Origin of the sequence: Streptomyces sp. NBC_00212, assembly GCF_045206365.1 — a bacterium.
GTDB lineage: Bacteria > Actinomycetota > Actinomycetes > Streptomycetales > Streptomycetaceae > Streptomyces.
The window spans coordinates 8,143,957-8,162,416 of the sequence record NZ_CP108115.1 but is presented as its reverse complement, the minus strand read 5'-3'; the positions used below and the strand labels follow the sequence as shown (position 1 = coordinate 8,162,416).

At 71.9% G+C, this 18,460-nt stretch carries 12 protein-coding genes; 2 read left to right on the top strand and 10 right to left on the bottom strand.

The features are described from left to right. Positions 1-134 precede the first annotated feature (134 nt). Entirely contained in the window at positions 135-1,778 is a 1,644-nt protein-coding gene (locus OHA17_RS37320; protein ID WP_406510198.1) for an ABC transporter substrate-binding protein, read from the bottom strand. Between the two features lie 55 nt (positions 1,779-1,833). Next, entirely contained in the window at positions 1,834-3,915 is a 2,082-nt protein-coding gene (locus OHA17_RS37315) for a hypothetical protein (protein WP_406510197.1), read from the bottom strand. Positions 3,916-4,247: 332 nt separating this feature from the next. On the opposite strand from OHA17_RS37315, the gene OHA17_RS37310 reads away from it, so the two are divergent. Then, a complete protein-coding gene (locus OHA17_RS37310) occupies positions 4,248-4,823 on the top strand; it encodes a hypothetical protein (protein WP_406510196.1) in 576 nt (191 codons plus the stop codon). Here the strand turns inward: OHA17_RS37310 and OHA17_RS37305 are convergent. From OHA17_RS37305 to OHA17_RS37275, 7 genes are all read right to left on the bottom strand, one after another. After that, complete coding sequence (locus tag OHA17_RS37305; RefSeq protein WP_406510918.1) at positions 4,809-6,413, bottom strand: APC family permease; 1,605 nt, start codon at positions 6,411-6,413, stop codon at positions 4,809-4,811. The two genes, OHA17_RS37310 and OHA17_RS37305, sit on opposite strands and share 15 nt — an antisense overlap. A 140-nt stretch (positions 6,414-6,553) precedes the next feature. Continuing rightward, a complete protein-coding gene (locus tag OHA17_RS37300) occupies positions 6,554-7,468 on the bottom strand; it encodes a glycoside hydrolase family 25 protein (protein WP_406510195.1) in 915 nt (304 codons plus the stop codon). 168 nt (positions 7,469-7,636) lie between these two features. Next, positions 7,637-9,535: a phospholipase C gene (locus OHA17_RS37295; RefSeq protein WP_406510194.1), complete on the bottom strand. Its 1,899-nt coding sequence runs from the start codon at positions 9,533-9,535 to the stop codon at positions 7,637-7,639. A gap of 186 nt (positions 9,536-9,721) precedes the next feature. Next, positions 9,722-10,954 carry an iron uptake transporter deferrochelatase/peroxidase subunit gene (gene efeB / locus OHA17_RS37290; RefSeq protein WP_406510193.1) on the bottom strand — a complete coding sequence of 411 codons (1,233 nt, stop codon included), beginning with the start codon at positions 10,952-10,954 and terminating at the stop codon, positions 9,722-9,724. Further along, the gene (locus tag OHA17_RS37285) at positions 10,951-12,222 is read right to left on the bottom strand and encodes an imelysin family protein (protein ID WP_406510192.1); all 1,272 of its coding nucleotides are present in this window, start codon (positions 12,220-12,222) and stop codon (positions 10,951-10,953) included. Before OHA17_RS37285 ends, efeB begins: the two co-directional genes overlap by 4 nt. Positions 12,223-12,407: 185 nt before the next feature. Then, complete coding sequence (locus OHA17_RS37280; protein ID WP_398877140.1) at positions 12,408-13,340, bottom strand: NADP-dependent oxidoreductase; 933 nt, start codon at positions 13,338-13,340, stop codon at positions 12,408-12,410. 184 nt (positions 13,341-13,524) lie between these two features. Continuing rightward, the gene (locus OHA17_RS37275; protein WP_406510191.1) at positions 13,525-16,680 is read right to left on the bottom strand and encodes a bifunctional cytochrome P450/NADPH--P450 reductase; all 3,156 of its coding nucleotides are present in this window, start codon (positions 16,678-16,680) and stop codon (positions 13,525-13,527) included. Positions 16,681-16,797: 117 nt separating this feature from the next. Between OHA17_RS37275 and OHA17_RS37270 the strand changes: the two genes are divergently transcribed. After that, the gene (locus OHA17_RS37270; protein ID WP_406510917.1) at positions 16,798-17,460 is read left to right on the top strand and encodes a PAS domain-containing protein; all 663 of its coding nucleotides are present in this window, start codon (positions 16,798-16,800) and stop codon (positions 17,458-17,460) included. On the opposite strand, the gene OHA17_RS37265 is transcribed toward OHA17_RS37270, so the two are convergent. Beyond that, on the bottom strand, positions 17,447-18,334 hold the full coding sequence (locus tag OHA17_RS37265) for a RimK family alpha-L-glutamate ligase (RefSeq protein WP_406510190.1): 888 nt from the start codon (positions 18,332-18,334) through the stop codon (positions 17,447-17,449). The genes OHA17_RS37270 and OHA17_RS37265 overlap by 14 nt on opposite strands. Positions 18,335-18,460: the final 126 nt, after the last annotated feature.

The following is an 18,460-nucleotide window of genomic DNA, read 5'->3' as shown; positions in this document are numbered from 1 at the left end:
CGATGCTACTGAAGCCGGCTCCCAAGGCCCCGGGCTCGCTCGTGCGAAGCCACCTCCTCGTGGCGGGCCCCGGCGGCCGGACCGGCCGCTCCGTCGCTTCCCGAGTACCGTGCCCCGGGCGGTTCATGCGGGGTTCAGCAGCCGGGTGCCCCCTTGCCGCCGCGCTGCGGCAGGCTCAGGTTGGGGGTGCCGTCGGGCCAGGTGAGGGCGATCGTCCTGGTCGAGCCGTCGGAGCCGAGCTGGACCACCGGGGTGGGCTTTCCCGCGGGTGTGCCGTCGGCGCGGAACGACAGCCAGCCGCTCGCACCCGGCAGCATCTGGGCGCAGTAGAACTGGTGCAGGATGCCGGTCTCCAGGCCCGGGTTCTTGAGCCCGACGGCGTCACGCCGGCCCGCGCTGATCGCGGCGACGGCCGCGTCGTGCGTGAGCATGGCCTGCCCGCTGCCCAGGTCGGCGGGGTCGAAGGCGAGGGTCGCCACGTCCTTGTCGGCGGTCAGCGGCTGGCCGGTGCAGGGATCGGGCCGGCCGGTGAACGCGGCCCAGAACTGGTCGTAGTTGTGCTTGGCGTCGGAGCCGGGGCAGTCCTTGCCCCACTCGTCGGGGCTGGCGAGCGCGGTGTACGCGACGGTGACCCGGCCCGAGGCGATGCCGTTCAGCACGCCCTTGTCGTGGATGGCCTCCGAGGCGTCGTCACCGGCGAGGATGTGCAGCTGGGGAATCCCGCAGGGCGCGCCCTGCACCCAGTTCTCCACGAACGCCCCGAGGTCGCGGCCCCGGCCCGCGAAGTAGACGACGGAGGGGGCGGCCTGGCACAGGTTGGCGTGCATGAGGTTGAACTGCTGGACCAGGTAGTCCTGGCGGCCCGATCCGGCGGGCAGATCGCTGGGCGAGGTGTACGGGAGCACGGTCACGGTGCGGCCGGGCGCCTTGAACTTGCTTTTGGCCGCCTCGGCGAGCGTCTGCGTGTAGTCGTCGCCCGTGACGCTGTCCGCGACGACGGCGAGGGAGGTCACGGCCGGCTTCAGGGTGGACGCGTACTGGTTCGCGGCGATCACCGAGTCCGCGTTGGTCGGGGAGACCCGGAACATGTCGACGATCTGCTTCTTGCCGGTGGGGTCGGCCGGGTCGAGGTTCATCGAGTCGCCCGTCACCGTCGATCCGATGACGGGAATGTGCAGCTGCGTGGAGATCGCCGCGGCGGCCTGCCGGGTCTGCTCGGTGGACTGGCCGAGTCCGACGACCGCCGAGATGCGTTCGGCGGTCATCTGCTGCTTCAGGTTGGCCACGGTGGCGGCCCAGGAGCCGTACTGGCTGCCCATGTTGGCGAGGTACAGCTTGATGGCCGGCGTACTGCCGTAGGCGGCGGTGTTGTTGGCCCGCCACACGGCGGTGAGCGCGCCCTCGATGTTCGGGTAGAGGGAGTCGTAGGTGAGGGTGTCCACGTCGGAGACGGGCGAGAGGTCCAGCATCAGGACGACGCTGGTGTACGGGCCTTTCACCGTGTCGTTGGCCGACTTGACCATGTGCTCCAACTCCCGCATCCGGGCGGGTTCGTGCTCGGTGAACGGCTCGCTGTCGATGTTCACGCCCGCGCAGGCGAGTGGTGTGCCTGTCGCGGTCATGCCGGTGCCGCAGGTCAGCGAGGGCGGGAAGAGCCGGCCGTAGCCCCAGCGGCCGCCGAACACGAGGCCGGTGAGGATCACGAGCGCCGCGAGGAGCGAGAGGACCGGGTGACGGCGCAGCCGGCCGAAGCGGGGGTTGCCTACAGCGGGTGGCATGGACACTCCTTGCGGTGCGGTCGACGGGCGCGGGGGTGCCGCGTCCGTCGCGGGGCTAGGCGAAGGCGGCCGCCGCCTGCTGGAGCGGACTGACGTCCAGCAGACGGGAGTTGTGCGCGAGGCGGGTGAAGCATTCCTGTATCTCGCCGTCCCAGCGCCGGGTGTGCTCGGTCAGTGGGTCGCTGTACAGCCACAGCAGGGCGAGCAGCTTGGCGGTGGCCACCGCCAGGACCGTCTGCCCGCCGTCCTCGACCCCGTCGAGCAGCAGCGCGTACGCCTCCTGGGGCGAGTGCTCGTACAGGAGCCGGCAGGGCGCCGAGGAGAGGTAGTCGAGCAGGCGGATCCAGGCGCGGTGGTCCTCGTCGAACCGGTCGGCGAGCGCCGCGGCGACCGGCGCGAAACGGCCGAGGGCCAGGTCGTGGAAGAGCCCTCGCTCGACGGCCGCGGCATCGCCGCCTTGCACCGGCAGGGCGGCCAGGGCGAGGGCCTGCGCCGCGAAGAGCTCGTGCCAGGGGCTTGTCCCGGCGGGTCGCGCGGGCCGGGCGGTATTCAGCGCGGTGAGTGCGGAGCGGGCCAGCCAGGGGTGCAGCGTGGCGGGCCCGTCGGCGTCGCCCCAGCCGATCTGGCGGATGCGCGAGGGGCGGTGGGTGAAGGTGCTCACCCACAGGTGCCGGCGCAGGAGTTCCAGGCTGCGCGGGAGTTCTGTCGAGGCCGCGGGAAGGCGCGGGTCGTCCGCGGTGCGTATGTCGGCGAGGTAGGCGGCCGCGAGGACGATCGCGGGGGCGGTGCTCCAGGCGGTGCCGGGGACGGGCAGCCCTTCGGGGAGGCTGGTCTCCAGTGCGTGGGCCCACAGCGGCGTGCCGTCCTCGTCGGCCGGGGCGACCATGGACACGGCGGGGCCGTGCGGTCCGGGGTGCGCTGCGAACGGTTCGTCGAGTACGGCGGAAACGGCGCCCCGGTGGCCTCCGGTGAGCCGGTGGACGACGGATGCGGGCAGCGGCCGGGCCGGCGACGGGTCGGAGCGGTCCATCGCGTACCCGACCTGCTCCTCGGTCATCGGGTCGAGCCATACGGGGTACCACCAGGCGGCCGCGGGCCCGCGCTCGACGGCGACGGCCGCGTCGTTCTCCCGGGCCCACAGTGTCCGGGTCGCCCGGGAAAGGAGCGGGACGCGGCGCTGGGGCGTGGCGGCCAGCGGCGCCGAGCGCCAGGGCTCGCACCACCAGGACGTCCACTCGGACTGCCACTGCTCGCACGCGGCCAGGACGAGCAGCGGGTCCGCCGCGCCCGAACCGTCCATGTCGGCCAGCTGGTTGCGGGACCGGGCGCCGGCGAGTTCGGTGAGGAAGCGGCGCCCGGCAGGGGTCTGCGCGCCGTCGACCAGGAGCACCCAGGCGTGGTCGTGCCGGTCTCGGCGGGCGCCGTGCACGGGCAGCACGCAGGAGCAGGCGGAGCGCAGTGGCGGATGGCGTTCGGCCTGGTCCTTGACGTCGGCGAGGAAGGCGGCCATCAGGGGGCCGACCGCGGCGGACCGCGATGTGGAACTCAGCCTGATGAGCGCGTCGATGGAGCGCGCGGACTCGGCCTCGGGAACGCTGATGTGCCACCTGAGCGCGTCCCGCACGCCCCAGCGGGCGGCGCTCTGCAGCAGGGATCCGATGACGGGCTTGGCCTGCTCGCGCACGGCGGAGACCACTTCCCGCGCGGGCCCCGAGACCAGGGGGCTCAACGCTCCCTGGGCGACGACGTCCATGGTGGTCGCCGCGGCGTGTTCCACCCCGGCGGCGAACCTGCCGGGCCGGGTGTTGCGGGTGTACTGCTGTATGAGCTCACGTATCTGGTCGGCGGCCCGGCCCCGGTCCGCGTCCAGGTTCTCGTTCAGGGCGAGCAGCCCGAGTCCGAAGCGGTGGAACACCGGCCCGCGGCGCAGGTTGTCCCAGCCGCGCATCATCTGGAACGCGACAAGCGCGGCCGCCGACACCGGGTCGACGGGGTTCTCCTCGAAGTCGAGCCCCGCGTGCACCACGGTCCCGCCGCACGCCCGCGACACTGCCCGCAACAGATCGGTCTTGCCGGACCCCCGAGGCCCCAACAGCGCGACGACCGGCTGCCGTTGACCCGGGTACCGCCACAACATGTGCCGCAGGAACGCATCGGCGCCCCCTGCCGCATCAAGATCCCCCACCGCACTCACCGCCCCCCGGAACCGACACGCACAAGGCGCACCTTCCGCATCGATTGACACGGAAGGTAACACCGGAGGGACAGGCCGCGACGGGTGTTCCACGACATCCGCGCGGGCGAACGTAGTTCGTGGGGGAGTTGGGCGGATTCGGGAGGTCGGGCCGGGGGTCGGACAGCCCCGTCCCCCGCGCGGCGGACCCGGTTCGCCCCGCAGGGCGATCCCCAGCCACCCCCTCGACTGCGATCTTCGGTGACGGACGAACCCGCCGACATCGAGGACGCCACATGCACCGGATATCCCGCGCGGCAGAACCCACCGGACGGCTCCGTGCCGCCTGGCGAGCCGCTCACGAACCTGCGGCCTTCGTGCCCCGAAGGGTTCAACTCCTCGCCCACGTCGTGCCGTTGACCGTTCTGCCGTCCAGTCTCTGGCGGCTTCCGGCCGCGTTCGACTCGGGGATCGGGGTCGGGGAGCGGGCATACATCATCTTTCTGTCCGTTCTCTCCGAGCTGCTCGCCTTCAGTGCCATCGGCCTTGTCGCCGGGTGGGGTGAGGTGTTTCCGCGGTGGGTGCCGGTGCTGCGTGGGCGCCCGGTGCCGATGAAGGCGGCCGTCATTCCGGGCGCCTGCGGGGCCACGGTGCTCACGCTCATGTGGACCGTCCTCGCCTTCAGCACTCAGGTGATGGGCACCACGATCCGGGGCGATGAGCTGCCCGACTCCTTCCCGGGCCGGGCCGGTGGCTGGCAGGGAGGCGTCTTCTACCTCTGTTACACGCCGCTCATCCTCTGGGGGCCGCTGCTCGCCGTGCTCACCTTCGCGTACTGGAAGCGCCGTCGTGTGCCGTCAGGTCGTGGGTAGTGCGGTGACGGGGGCCGTTCTGAGGTGGGCCGCGCCCGAGCGGACTGCCCACCCGAACACGGCGAGGGCGAGGGCGCCCACCACGACGGAGTCGTACGGTGCCGGCAGGTGGCCCGAGCCTCCGAAGGTGCCGAGCCAGGACAGCAGGGTCAGTGCGGCGAGGTGGAAGACGATCCAGGCGCCGTGCCGCAGCTCCTGAAGCGTGGAGCGCCCCTCCGCGTCGCGGCGCAGCAGCAGGAACAGGGGGACGCCCGCCAGGACCAGCGGCAGGGCGAGCCGCAGGTGGTGCCAGCCCGACCAGAAGACGAACTCGCTGGCCACGAGGAAGCTGATGGGCGCGATCCAGTGCACCCCGGGGACCTGCCCGTCGGCCGGTGGAAGTCCCCGGTCCCTGTCGTGGGCCCGGAACGCGGCGGCGGCGACCGCCGAGGCCGCGTACACGAGCAGGTACATGTCGCCCATCACGCTGACGATGTCCTGCCAGCCGCCGAACGGCAGCATGAAGACGATGATGACGAGCAGGTTCAGGACCAGGGCGCGGCGTGCCGTCCCGGAGCGGGGATCGATGCGCATGAAGAAGCGGGGCAGCAGGCCGTTCTTGGCCAGCGCGTAGGTGTGCCGGGCGTCGATCGCGACCCCGACGTAGGCCGAGCCGCCGGGCGAGACGACCGCGTCCGCGTACAGCAGGGTGGCCAGCCAGTGCAGGTTGAGTACGAGGGCGAGCTGGCCGAAGGGCGAGTCGAAGTTCACGCCGTGCCAGCCGTGGCCGAGGAGGGAGTCGGGGACGGTGAAGAGGAAGGCCAGTTGCAGGCCGAGGTAGACGAGCACCGCGAGGCCGATGCCGGTGAGCACCGCGAGCGGGACGGTGCGGCGCGGATTGCGGGCCTCGCCGGAGAAGTCGAGGGGTGCCTGGAAGCCGTTGACGGAGTACACGATGCCGCCGCCGGCGAGTGCGGTCAGACAGGCCGCGTATCCGTACGGTGCGAAGCCGCCGTGGTCGGTGAGGCGGCCGGAGTGCGTGCCGGAGAGGAACAGGGCGACGACGGTGAGGACGGGGATGAGGACCTTGAAGAGCGACACCAGGTTGTTGAGCTTCGCGAAGGTCCGCACCGCGAACCAGTTCAGCGCCGTCAGGAGCACGCTGAGCCCGGTGGCCACGGCGAGGCCGGAGCCGGTGAGGCGCCCGTGGTCGTAGAGGCTCGGCAGATAGTGCGCGGCGTACTGCATGATCGCGCTGATCTCCGCGGCCGTGCCGCCGACCGAGAGCAGCACGGACCAGCCGACGACGGTGCCGACGAGGCGCCCGCTCGCGTACAGCGGCCACCGCACGGTGCCGCCGCCTTCCGGGCGGGTGGCTCCGAGTTCCACCATGACCAGGGCCACGAGCGCGCACAGCACGCCCGCCCCGACCCAGGAGAGCAGGGCGGCGGGCCCCGCGGTCTGGGCGGCGAACATGGCGGCGAACAGCCAGCCCGAGCCGAGGATGTTGGAGAACCCGATCGCGGTCAGGCTCCAGAATCCGAGCTCCTTGCGGAGCCGCCGCTCCTCGCCCAGTACCGTCAGGACCGAAGGGGTCTCCCCCGGCTGGATCGGCCGCACGCGCACCCGCCTCCTCGCATGACTCACGACACAAGAGTGCCCAGCGTGTCACGCCGTGGGCCGTGCGTCGCCGAGGAAGACGACCGAGTCCTGCCGGGTTGCGACCGGGCCCTGCCCGGTATCGACCGGGACTACCAGGTTTCGACGGCGAAGCTGACGCCCGCCGCGTCCGTCTGGAGGCTCAGTTTCACATCGCCGCTGGTGATGTCCACATCGACCGAGCCTCCCTCGGCCGCGAGCTGCACGGCCTGGACGCCGTGCCACGTGTTGCCGTCGTGCAGGGCGACGCGCACCGAGCCGGTCGCCGGGGTATCGGTGATCTGGTCCATGCCCAGGTGAAGTTTGCGGTTGTAGCTGGCCCACGCGCTGCCGTGCGGCAGCAGGACGACGGTGGGCTGGGCGCCCGGGTCGACGCGGCCGGTGATCCATTGGGGCATGTCGGTCTCCTCAGGCGGTGAGAACTGGAACGAGAGCGCCCAGTCACGCAGTTCACTGGTGCTGGCGAGGCGGCAGTAGTCGAGGTCGAGGCCGTTGGACTCGCCGTACTGGTGGAACATCCAGCCGGCCTGGATCCCGGGGTTCCCGGCGGCGCGTCCGGCCGTGGCGATCCACAGGAAGTCGGCGTAGAAGCCGTCCTGGTCGACGTTCCACCAGTAGTCGAGGTTGGCGTACATGCCGACGGGATTGTGCGGCAGGCGGCTCTTGACATATCTCAACCAGGCGTCCTTGTAGGCGCGTTGGGTCGACTTGGGGACACCGGAGTTCGCCGAGTCGTAGCCCTCCCAGTCGAGGATCACCACGTCGCCCGGCCGCCAGTTGACCTGGTCGATGAAGTAGTCGGCCTCGGCCTGCGCGCTGTTGCCCATGTGGGGGTAGTGGTAGCCGCCCCACACCAGGCCGTTGGCCTTGGCGTGGTCGCGCTGTGTCACCCAGCGGGGGTTGATGTACGAGAGTCCTTCGGTGACCTTGACGAAGGCGAAGGACAGACCGCCCGTGTTCGGTGTCGACGACTGGTACGACGCCCAGTCCTGACCATAGATACCCATCAGCAACCTTCCGCGAGCGAGCCGGCCGGAACCACCCCTCCCCACTTATTGCTTGCCCGCTGATGGGCGGGCCGACTCTCCCCCGGCGTGTCCTGTGCCACGCAACGCGAAGGACCGCCGACACGTCGTCGGCGGCCCTTCGGTCAACTGTCTTGCCAGCGGCGGGAGTTACTGAGCCGCGCTGGTGCGGTTCCTGCGGCGGTGCAGGGCGAAGGCGATGCCCGCGCCGCCCACGGCGAGCGCGCCCGCGGTGATCCCGGCCGGGACGAGCGCCGAGGAGGAGCCGGTCTCGGCGAGGGTCTCGCCGGCCGTCTGGGTCGTCGGGTTGTTGCCCGAGCCGCCCGTGCCGGACGTGCTGCCCCCGGTCGAAGCGGTGGGCGGGGCCGGGTGCTTGGGAATGTCGGTGACCGACTTGACCGACCCGTCGGCGTTGAGCAGGACCTGCTTGCCGTTGGGGTGCTTGAAGTCGAACGCCGAGGTCAGCGGGTTCGCGCGGGTGTCGAAGGAGGCGTCGCCGATGCGTCCGGTGTGCCAGTTGTCCTCGATGAAGCGGGTGATCGACGCCTGCTCGGTGCGGGTGTGGTCGACCGAGTTGACCTTGCTGTACGGCGAGATGACGAGCAGCGGCTGGCGGGTGCCCGGGCCGCAGCGGTCGGAGTAGCCGCCGGCCGCGGCCGGTCCGGCCTGGCAGGCGGGGCTGTCGGGAGCCTTGCCGTCGGAGCCGGGCTTGGTGTCCTTCGAGCCGTTCTGCGGCTTGGCGTAGGCGTGGTCGTACCAGCCGTCGGAGTCGTCGTAGGCGACGACGACCGCGGTGTCCTTCCACTCCGGCGACTGCTGGATCTTGTTGATCTGCTCGACGAGGTAGTGCTGTTCGTCGATCGGGTCGGAGTAGGCGGCGTGGCCGTCCTGGTACTCCGGGGCCTTCAGGAAGCTGACGGCCGGCAGGTTGCCCGCCTTGAGCGCGGCGTCGAAGTCGGTGAGGTCGTAGTTGTGGTTGGCCTGACCGTTGTGGCCGATCTCGGCGGTGTTCTTCGGCGGCAGGTGGTGCGGGTTGGCCGTCGACTTGTAGTACTGGAACGGCGAGTGGTGCGGGCTGTAGTCGATGGCCGCCGCGCCGCCCACGTTGGTGTGGGTGGCGCCGGAGCACTTCGCGTAGTCGCCCTGCTTGCCGTCCCAGGCGGTGCTCGGCCGGAAGCCGCCCTGGAACCAGCCCCAGGTCACCTTCTGCTGGTTGAGCAGGTCGCCGATGTTGCTGCCCTGCATCGCCGCGAGCGGGCTGGTGCTGGTGTGGTCCTTGCCCGAGCAGTCGTCGTACGCCGGGTCCGGGTCGTTGACCAGCGTGCCCACGCCCTTGGCGTTGGGAGACACGACGGCGTACGGGTCGGGCTTCGCCGTCTGCTTGGGGTGCTCGGTGCCGGAGGCGGGGTCGGTCGAGATCACCCCGTGGGTCTGCGCGGAGACGAGGTTGAGCGCGCCGGGCGTGGAGGGACCGTACGTGGTGCTGAACGAGTTGTCGCCGAGCGAGTAGTGCTGGGCGTAGTTCCACATCGCGGTGACGGTGTTGCCGTCGTAGTAGTCCATGACCAGGCCGGGCTCGCCGAACAGGTTGCCGGAGCACTTGCCGGAGTCCGTGTTCTGGACGTACAGGTCGGCCTTGCCGCCGTTGGCGGCGTACTGCTCGGGCCCGTAGCTGTGGTTCTGGTCGCAGGTCATGGCCTGCTCGGGGGTGAGCCGCTTGGGCAGGTACTGGTTCGGGTTCTTCGTCAGGAGCCCGGCGTTGCGCAGGGTGTTGATGTCCTTCGGGGTGTGCTTGTCGGCGGTGAACTTCGTGCCGTCGGTGTTCGCCGCCACCGGGTACGCGCCGAAGTAGTGGTCGAAGGACACGTTCTCCTGGAAGAGCACCACCAGGTGCTTGACCGGGGTGGCCGTCTGGCCGCCGTGGTGGTCCGCCGAGTCCGCCGCCGCCGGGACCGTACCGCTCAGCAGGCCGAGTGCCGCCGCTCCGGCGAACGCCCCCCACCGTCTGGCCCAGCGCCCCGGACCCGCCGCGCTACCTTTGCTGCCCATGCTCCGCGTGCCTCCACTGGCGTCCGGCGACCGGCCGCCGTCTTGATGTCGTTGACGAGACGCGATGTTTCGCGCGGACCACTACACCGCGACGGCGACACCGTGTCCCCCTGGTGAACAGCCAGTCAGGAATATCAGGCCAAAACTTGACCCTCTGTTGGTGATGTGCGGCCGGGTGGGCGACCGTCAGGCGAGCAGGGCCCGCCCGAACCAGTCGGTCCGGTCCCGCACGCCGGGCAGGGCGAAGAAGTAGCCGCCGCCGAATGGCTTGACGTAGTCCACCAGCGGCTCGCCCTTCAGACGTTTCTGGACGGTTTCGAACTGCCGGGCCAGGTCCTGCTGGTAGCAGCAGAACACGAGTCCCATGTCGAGGTCGCCGTTGGCATCCATGCCGCGGTCGTAGTTGTAGCCGCGGCGCAGGATCCGCTGGTTCTCGCTCGGCTGTCCGGAGCGCGGATTGGCGAGCCGTATGTGGCTGTCCAGGGGGATCACATCACCCTTGGGATCCTCCGCGAACTTCGGGGCGTCGAATTCGGCGTTGCCGTCGAGGGGTGCGCCGGTGTCGCGGCTGCGCCCGAACATCCGCTCCTGCTCACCGATCGAGACCCGGTCCCAGAACTCCACCAGCATCCGGATCAGCCGCACCACCTGATAGCTGCCCCCGGCCGTCCACGCGGGCTCGCCGCCCCCGGCGCCCACCCACACCAGCCGGTCCATCGCGGCCGCGTCCGCGGTGTCGGGGTTGGCGGTGCCGTCCTTGAAACCCATGTGGTTGCGGGGCGTTCCGCTGGGCCTGGGCGGGCTGGTGTAGCCGTCCATGCGCCAGCGCACCTGCATCCCGCCGCGGGTGTGCCGGGCGATGTCGCGCAGGGCGTGCAGGACGACGTCCGGGGTGTCGGCGCACAACTGCACGCTCAGGTCGCCGTGGCACCAGGCCGCGTCGAGGTCGTCGTCGGGGAAGGCCGGCATCGCGGTGAGCCGGGCCGGCTTGCGGCTCTTCAGGCCGAACCGGTCGTCGAAGAGCGAGGCGCCGACACCCGTCGTGACCGTCACCCCGCCGGTGGGCCCCTGCGGGCCGAGCACCCCGGAGTCGCTCGGCGGCGCGGTGATCCCCACCGGTGCCGGGGAGCCGCCGGTGGCCAGGAAGCGGGCCCGTTCCGTGAGCGTACGCAGCAGCTCGGTGAGCTCCCTGCGGTCCACGGTGGTCACGTCGAAGGACACCAACGCCGTTGCCCGCTGCGGTGGTTGGAGGATCCCGGCCTGGTGCACGCCGTGGAAGTCCACGTGCCCGGAGGGCTTGCTCGCAGCGTCCGCCAGGGCCGGGCGGGGGATCTCGCCGCTCAGGGCGGCCCCGGTGACCGCGGTCCCGACCCCCACGGCCGCGCCCCGCAGGAAGCCGCGCCGTCGTACCTCGCTCATGCTGTCCTCCGCGCATCACAGATCGTCGCCACCGGGGCGAGGAGTTCCACCGCCTGGCCGATGTCGCTGTTCACCCGCTGCCGGTCCTGGCGGCCGAGCCGGTCAAGCGGCGTCCAGTGGCCGCCCGCTCCGAAGCCGTCCAGGGTGTGCTGGGTGCGGTCCAGCCAGGCGTCGAGGCGCGGCAGGTCCGGGTAGCGACTGGCGAGCAACGGGCGCAGCAGGGTGAGGAGTTCGCGGGTGCCGTCGAGGTTGGCGCGGGCGGTGGCGAGGCTGGTGCCGCTGCCGTAGTCGGTGCGGCCGGTGAGCTCCGACTGCGCCGTGGCCTCCAGGATCTCGTGTGCGCGCAAGCCCAGTTGCGCGGGGTCGAGCCGCTCCTGCGGCCAGCTGTCGCGCAGGGCGTGCACGGCCTGGGCGAGCCGGTCGGCGGGCCCGCGCAGCGATGCGGCCGACTCGCCGTGCCACAGCCCGTACTCGACGCGGTGGAAGCCCTCGAAGTCCTGGGCCGATCCGGCGGCGGAGGGCGCGGGGCCCGAGCCGTTGATGGCTGCGTCCGCATCGCCGAACGCGTCGTAGGCGGCGCCCATGCGCTCGTAGACCAGGTGCGCGGGCAGCCAGGCGTCGCGTGCCGCGGCGAGGTCGCCGTCGTCGACGGCGCGCTTCAACTCGTCGGTGCGGTCGGCGAGTTCGACGGTTTTGGCCGTGATCCACTGTTGGTGGGCGAGGGCCACGGGGATGAGGTCGTGCTGGGTCACCGGGACCGCGGCCGGTCCGCTCCCCGTACTCGCGCCCGCGATCTTCACGGTGGGTCCGGTGACCGCGTCGGCGTCGTCCGGCAGGCACTTGAAGGCGTACGAGCCGCCGCCGAGGACCACGCGCATCTCGCGGGTCGTGCCGGGGGCGAGGCCCTCGACCTCCCCGTAGACGGCGCCGGTCGCCGGGTCGGTGAGATCGACCTCGGCCGCCGTCGAGGACGTGTTGCGCAGCGCGAAGACCTGCGAGCCCGGTGTCGCGCCGCTCCAGCCCCTGCCGCAGGCGCCGGCCGACACCTCGACGGTCGTCGGCCCCTTGGCCGCCGGAGGCTTCGCGTCCGAGGAGCCGTCGCCGGACGAAGCGAGGGCATAGGCGCCCGCGCCCACCGCGACGACGGCCACGGCCAGGGCCGCCGCCGTACGCCGGCCGACGGGCGGCCAGGACTTGTGGGCCGCTGCGCCGGACCCCTCGTCGGGTTCGGCCGGTTCCTGACCAGAACGCGGACCGGGGTCGCTCATCACGGCACTCCGTTCGTGTCAGCTGCGAGAGGACGACGCCGCTCATGCTAGGCACCCGGCCGGCCCCGAACGCTCATCCGGGTGGCCGGGCGTCCAGATTTACCCCTGAGTTCACCGACCCGACACCGGGCCCGGCCTCGAACGGCGGCCTACGTGACGTCCTCGCTGACCTGACCGGGTGCGGATTAGGCCGCGTCCTCGCCGACCCGGATCACGATCTTGCCGTGGGCGTGACCCGTCCGGCTGAGTTCGAACGCGTCCGCGAGCCGCTCCAGCGGGAACGACTCGGCCACCGGGACCTTGAGCTGCCCCGCGTCCGCGAGCGTGGCGAGGGCTTCGAGCCCGGGACCGTCGGGGCGCACCCACATCCACTGGCCGCCCGCCTCCATGACGGAAGGGTCGGCGATCGAGGCGTGCCGGCCCCCTTCGCGCAGCACCGCCAAGGTGGTGTCGAGCACCCCGCCCACGTAGTCGACGACGACGTCCACGCCCTCGGGGGCCAGCGCCCGGACGCGGTCGGCGACGCCGTCGCCGTACGTGACCGGTTCGGCCCCCAGCTCGCGCAGCCGGTCGTGGTTGCGCTCGGAGGCGGTGCCGATGACGCGGGCGCCCATGGCGCGCGCGATCTGTACACCGAACGTGCCCACGCCGCCCGCGGCGCCGTGCACGAGCACCGTGTCGCCCTTGCCCGTGCCGAGCCGGGTCAGGGTCTGCCGGGCGGTGAGCCCCGCCAGCGGGACGCCCGCGGTCTCCTCCCAGCTCAGGGACTTCGGCCGACGGGCGAGCGCCCGTACGGGCACGGTCACGAACTCGGCGAAGGTGCCGCCGTGCACGTAGTCCTTGCGGGCGTACGCGAAGACCTCGTCGCCCGCCTTCCACTCGGGGGTGTCGATGCCCGTGCGCTCCACGACACCGGCGACGTCCCAGCCCGGGACCACCGGGAAGACCGTGTCCATCATGCCGTCCAGACCGCCGGACATGATCTTCCAGTCGACCGGGTTGACGGCCGCACAGCGCACCCGCACGACCACCTCGCCCGGGCCCACCTTGGGCAGTGGCTGCTCGGTCAGTCTCAGGACCGAGTTGTCCCCGTACGAGGCGTACGTCATGGCCTTCATGGTGCTCTTCTCGGTGCTTGCGGGGCTGGTGGGCATCGCGTGCTCTCTCCCGGTGTCGAGGTGGGCGGGGAGGCCTGCCTTACGGTGACCGGCCTGCCCGGTTCCTACGATTCTGGTGCGCGCCGCGCGGGCCCGCTCCCCGGCCGGCCCGATCGCCCGGCCGTGGAGCGGGTCCCGGGGTGCCTCAGCCCGCGTAGACGTCCTCCACGTACCGGCCCTCGGCGGTGAGCCGGTTCAGCCAGGCCTCGGCGTCCTCGGCCGGGGCGCCCGTGCGCCGGGCGTACAGGTCGCGGAAGGCGGCCCGCACACCCGGTGCCATGCGGTTGCCGTCGCCACACACGTACACCCGCGCGCCCGCCTCCAGGAGCGGCCAGAGTTCGTCGGCCTCGGCGGCGATGCGGTGCTGCACGAAGCGGCCGCCGCCCTCGGCCGGGGCACTGAAGGCGGGGCGCAGCGAGAGGGCTCCGGCCCGTTCGGCGGCGCGCAGTTCGTCGGCGTGGAGGAAGTCCGCGTCCGGTGCGTCACAGCCGAAGTAGAGGATGGCGGTGGTGGTTTGACGCACCGTCAGGCGGTCCCTGACGGCGCCGCGGAAGGGCGCGAGGCCCGTTCCCGCGGCAATCATGATGACCGGTTGCGGCTCCTCGGGCGCGATGCGGAAGGCTTCGCGGCAGGGCTGGACCCGGGCGAGCACGGTGTCTCCGGGACGCAGCGAGTGCAGGTGGCCGGAGCCGGTGCCGCCGGGGTTGAGCGCGACCATCAGGTCGGCGTGACGCGGGTCGCGGGCGGGCGAGGAGGACACCGAGTACTGGCGCGGGCGCAGCGGGGGCAGCAGCTCCAGGACGGTGGGCCAGTCGAGTGCGCCCCTCAGTGCGGGGTGGTCCTCGATGAGGCCGAGCAGGGGGCGCGGGTCGTCCGCCGCCAGGTGTTCGAGGGCGGCACGCTCGGGCGGGCAGGGGTTGTGCGCGACGAGCAGCGCGATCTGGTCGCGGGTGGGGCGGGCGCCCAACTCGACGTAATGGGTGAGGAGTTCGCGCACGGACAGGGGACGGTTGACCGGCAGGGCGGCGGGCGCGGTGCCCGGCGCATGGATGCCGAGGACCGTGTCGAGGTCCACGCCGAGGGCCGCCGCGGCCCTGGCGACGACCGCCGGGTCGTTGGCGGGCAGGACGGTGAGGTGGTCGCCGGTGCGGTAGGTGACACCGTCGGGCAGGGCCAGACGCAGGAAGCGCTTGGGCCGGGGGTGTCCTGGCGAGGTCAGGTCGCGGGCCTCGGTGACGGTCATCTCCATCAGGCCGTGGCATGCGGCGAGCGCCTCGCGCGGCCCGCCGGTGATCTCGGTGACGGTGTACGCGGCCTCGGCGGGCGGCACGGTGGCGCCGACGGTCTCCGGGTCCCCGTACCGTTCCAGGAGTGCCACCCGCAGATTCTCCGCGAACTCCCGTACCGTGCCCATGAGTTCACCGGATGCGTCGGCTTCGGCGCGGGGCAGCAGCCGCTCGGCGCCGAGGGCCGCGAGGCGGTCGTCGATCAGGGTGGGGACGCGCTGGTAGGTCGCGGCCCAGTTGCGGTCGCCGACGCCGAGCACCGCGTACGGCACGCCGTCGGCCGCTCCCGGCTCGGCGTCCTCGATCCAGCGCACGAAGCGGGCCGCGTCGTCGGTCGGCCGGCCGTTGTAGGAGGCGGCGACGATGACGACGGGACGGTCCTTGGGCAGCGCGCCCGCGTGGGCGTCCAGCGGAGCGGTCTCGGTGGCGAGACCGAGCGCGGTGGCCTCGGCGGCCAGGCGCTCGGCGAACTCGCGGCACGTGCCGTAGTTCGTGCCGTGCAGGAGCAGCAGGCCGGTGCCCTGGCGGACCCGGGAGGGCAGTTCGGGCCCGGACTCGGCGGCCTCGGACGTCGTGCCGGCGGACGCGGCGGGGAGTGCGGCCCTGTTCAGGGCACGGTCGGCCGGGGTGCGCGGAATGAGGGAGAGCGCGAAGCCGTGGGGCTTCAGAGTGAGGGTCTCCTTGATCCGCAGCTGGTAGTTCGCGCCGTCCACGAAGCGGTAGCGGTGCACGAGCAGCGCGAGCAGCATCGTCGCCTCGTGGAGCGCGAACTGCCGTCCGATGCAGGCCCTTTCACCAGTTCCGAACGGCTTGTACGCGTGCGGGGAGCGGGCCGCCTCGGCCTCGGGCGTGAACCGTGCCGGGTCGAACAGCTCGGGGTTGTCGCCCCATGCGGGATCGCGGTGCAGCATCGGCGTGAGCACCGTGACCAGATCACCGGCGCGCAGCGGGACGCGCCCGCCGAGCAGGGTGTCCTCGCGGGCCTGCCGGGTGAAGGCGGCCGCCGTCGGCCACAGGCGCAGCGCTTCGCTGAGCACCTGGCGGGTGAAGCGCAGCTTGCCGATGTCCTCGAAGGTGGGGTCGGGATCGGGGGTGTCGCCCCACAGCTCGTCGGCCTCGCGCTGGGCCAGGCGCAGCGCGGTCGGGTCCTTGAGGAGGTGGTAGAGCGCGAAGGACAGGGTGCCCGAGGTGGTCTCGTGCCCGGCGATGAGGAAGGTGATGACCTGGTTGCGGATGTTGGCCGCGTCCAGGGTGGTGCCGTCCTTGGGGTGGGCCGCGCCCAGCATCAGGCCGAGCAGGTCGTCGACGGAGGTGTCCCCGCTCTTGGTGCGGGCGGCGATGACCTCGTCGACGACGGAGGCGAGGTAGCCCGAGTCCCGCTCGAACTCCTGGTCCTGCTCGCTGTAGTCGCCGCCCGGGGTGCGGCCGAGCCGCTTCATGCTCCACTCCAGGCAGCGCACCATCGCCTCGACGAAGGGGTGCGGGGTGGACCGGCCGAACGAGTCGAAGTCGAAGCCGAATCCGGCGAGACCGATGGTGTCCAGGGTCATCCGGGTCATGTCGTCGGCGACGTCCACCGCCGCGCCCCGCGCGGCCTGGCGGTCCCAGCTGTCCATCACGCGGCGCGCGACGCGCAGCATCGCCGGATGGTAGGTCCGCATCGAGCCGAGCGCGAAGGCGGGCATGAGGATGTCGTGCGCCTTGGCCCAGTTCGGCTCGTCGTTGTAGGCGGTGAACAGACCGTCGCCGGCGAACTCGCGCACGTAGTCGAGGATCTTCGAGATGCCCTTGGAGAACCGGGTCTCGTCGGCGAGCTCGGTGACGAGGTCGAGCGAGCTGACGAAGAGGTGCTCGTGCTCGTTGAGGCGGCGCCGGAACACCGGCCCGTGCACGCGGGCCAGCTCCATGGACTGCTGGATGGGCGTCTCGGTGAGACCGCCTCCCGAAATGTCCACCAGGGGGATGTCGGCGGCGGCGGGGTGTGCGTCTGTGGGGATCAGGATCATGTCCGTCATGCATCCAGCGTCACCCGCCCGGTGTGCCGCTCTCGGGCCCGGGACTGCATGATTGTGCAGTGGTTTCTCGCGTCCGGCACTTGCGGACGGGCCCAGGAGGGGGCGGTGGCACGCGGCATGGCCGACGAGCAGGCGGTGGTGGAGGACTTGGGGGCGTGGCGCAACCACTTCCTGACCCTGCTCGACCGCATTCCCCTGCCGATCGCCGTCTGCTCGATCGACGGGGAGGTGCACGTCGCCAATCCCGCGATGGCCGCCGAGTGGGGCACCACCCCGGGACGGCTGCGCGGGCGCTCGCTGCGCGAGCTGTTCACCCCGCGCTCCGAGGAGCAGATCGACCGGCTGGTCAGGGCGCTGCGCGCGGGCCGCACGTCCCGCTATCCCATCGAGGTGACCTGGCGGGCGGGCAAGGACGGCACCGAGCGCGAGGGCGAGTTCACCATCGACCCGATCATGGCCGGCCCCAACCCGGTCCCCGTGCTGCTCGCGATGCTGTACGTACGGGACGAGCGCCCCGAACCGCCGCCTTCCCCGCACGGTTCGGTGAGCGAGGCGCAGGCCCGCATCCTCGCGCTTGCCGCGTCCGGCGCGACCACGGCCGCCATCGGCAAGGCTCTGGGCCTGACCGTCGACGGCGTCAACTACCACCTGACCCGGCTCTCCCAGCGCTGGCGCGTCCAGGGGCGTACGGCCCTTGTGGCGAAGGCGTACGCGCTGGGCGTCCTCGCCCCCGGCCACTGGCCGCCGGTGCCTGCCGAGGGCCTGATCACGCGCTCCTGAGCCCTGCCTCCGCCGCGATCGCCTCGACCAGAAGCGTGAGCCCGCGCGGGTTGGACTGGAGGAAGAGATTGGGCTCGATGAGCTCCAGCTCCATGATCACCGGCTCCCGGTTCTCGTCCAGGGCCAGATCGACCCGGGCGAACAGCGAGGTCCCCGGTGACGGTACGGCCGCCAACGCGGCCGAGGCGATGCGCAGTTCGGCCTCGGTGGGACGGTGAGGGGTGAGGTCGGGGTGCGGCACCCTGGAGTTGTCCATGACTCCCGGCTCGGTCAGCAGCGGCCCCTTGCGCAGAGCGTGGCTGAACGCGCCGCGCACGAAGACCAGCGCCCGTTCCCCCTCCTCCACCAGGGACAGATACGGCTGGATCAGCACCGCGCGGCCCTGGTCGAGCAGCATCCGCGCATGGCGGACGGCTTCCGCGGCCTGGCCGGGTTCGTAGCGTGCGGTGTCCTGGGCGCCCGCGGAGACGGCCGGTTTGACCACCACGTCCCCGGCCCGGTCGAAGTCGGCCTCGGCGCACTGGTCTCCGGGTTCGAGGACTCGCGTCGGCACGACGGGGACACCGCGCTCGCCGAGGTCCAGGAGGTAGTGCTTGTCGCTGCTCCAGCGCACCATCGGCGCGGGGTTGAGCAGCCGGGTGTGCCGGGACGTGGTCTCGGCCCAGGCGAGGAACTCATCCAGGCGCGTCGCGTAGTCCCAGGTCGAGCGGATGACCGCGAGGTCGAACCCGTCCCACGCCACGGCGTCGGCGTCCCAGGCGAGCGCTTGTGCTGCCAGGCCTTCGGCGCGCAGCGCGGCCACGATGAGCGGCAGGTCGACGTCGTACTCGAAGCCGACCCCGCTCGTCACGACCGCGATCCTGGCAGCACTCATGCACCCCTCCGATGTCTCATGTCCGATACGCCCGGGCACCCTCGCACACAGCGGCTCGGAGCCGCCGACATTTATCACGTGGGTGAGGGCTCGGAGCCCCCGACTCCGCTCGCACCGCCACGTCTT

Bases quoted from the DNA above. Each gene is read 5' to 3' on its own strand.
- efeB (WP_406510193.1), bottom strand. From the start codon at position 10,954: ATGAGCGAGGTACGACGGCGCGGCTTCCTGCGGGGCGCGGCCGTGGGG.
- OHA17_RS37295 (WP_406510194.1), bottom strand. From the start codon at position 9,535: ATGGGCAGCAAAGGTAGCGCGGCGGGTCCGGGGCGCTGGGCCAGACGG.
- OHA17_RS37270 (WP_406510917.1), top strand. From the start codon at position 16,798: ATGGCCGACGAGCAGGCGGTGGTGGAGGACTTGGGGGCGTGGCGCAAC.
- OHA17_RS37320 (WP_406510198.1), bottom strand. From the start codon at position 1,778: ATGCCACCCGCTGTAGGCAACCCCCGCTTCGGCCGGCTGCGCCGTCAC.
- OHA17_RS37315 (WP_406510197.1), bottom strand. From the start codon at position 3,915: ATGTTGTGGCGGTACCCGGGTCAACGGCAGCCGGTCGTCGCGCTGTTG.
- OHA17_RS37310 (WP_406510196.1), top strand. From the start codon at position 4,248: ATGCACCGGATATCCCGCGCGGCAGAACCCACCGGACGGCTCCGTGCC.
- OHA17_RS37275 (WP_406510191.1), bottom strand. From the start codon at position 16,680: ATGACGGACATGATCCTGATCCCCACAGACGCACACCCCGCCGCCGCC.
- OHA17_RS37285 (WP_406510192.1), bottom strand. From the start codon at position 12,222: ATGAGCGACCCCGGTCCGCGTTCTGGTCAGGAACCGGCCGAACCCGAC.
- OHA17_RS37300 (WP_406510195.1), bottom strand. From the start codon at position 7,468: ATGGGTATCTATGGTCAGGACTGGGCGTCGTACCAGTCGTCGACACCG.
- OHA17_RS37280 (WP_398877140.1), bottom strand. From the start codon at position 13,340: ATGAAGGCCATGACGTACGCCTCGTACGGGGACAACTCGGTCCTGAGA.
- OHA17_RS37265 (WP_406510190.1), bottom strand. From the start codon at position 18,334: ATGAGTGCTGCCAGGATCGCGGTCGTGACGAGCGGGGTCGGCTTCGAG.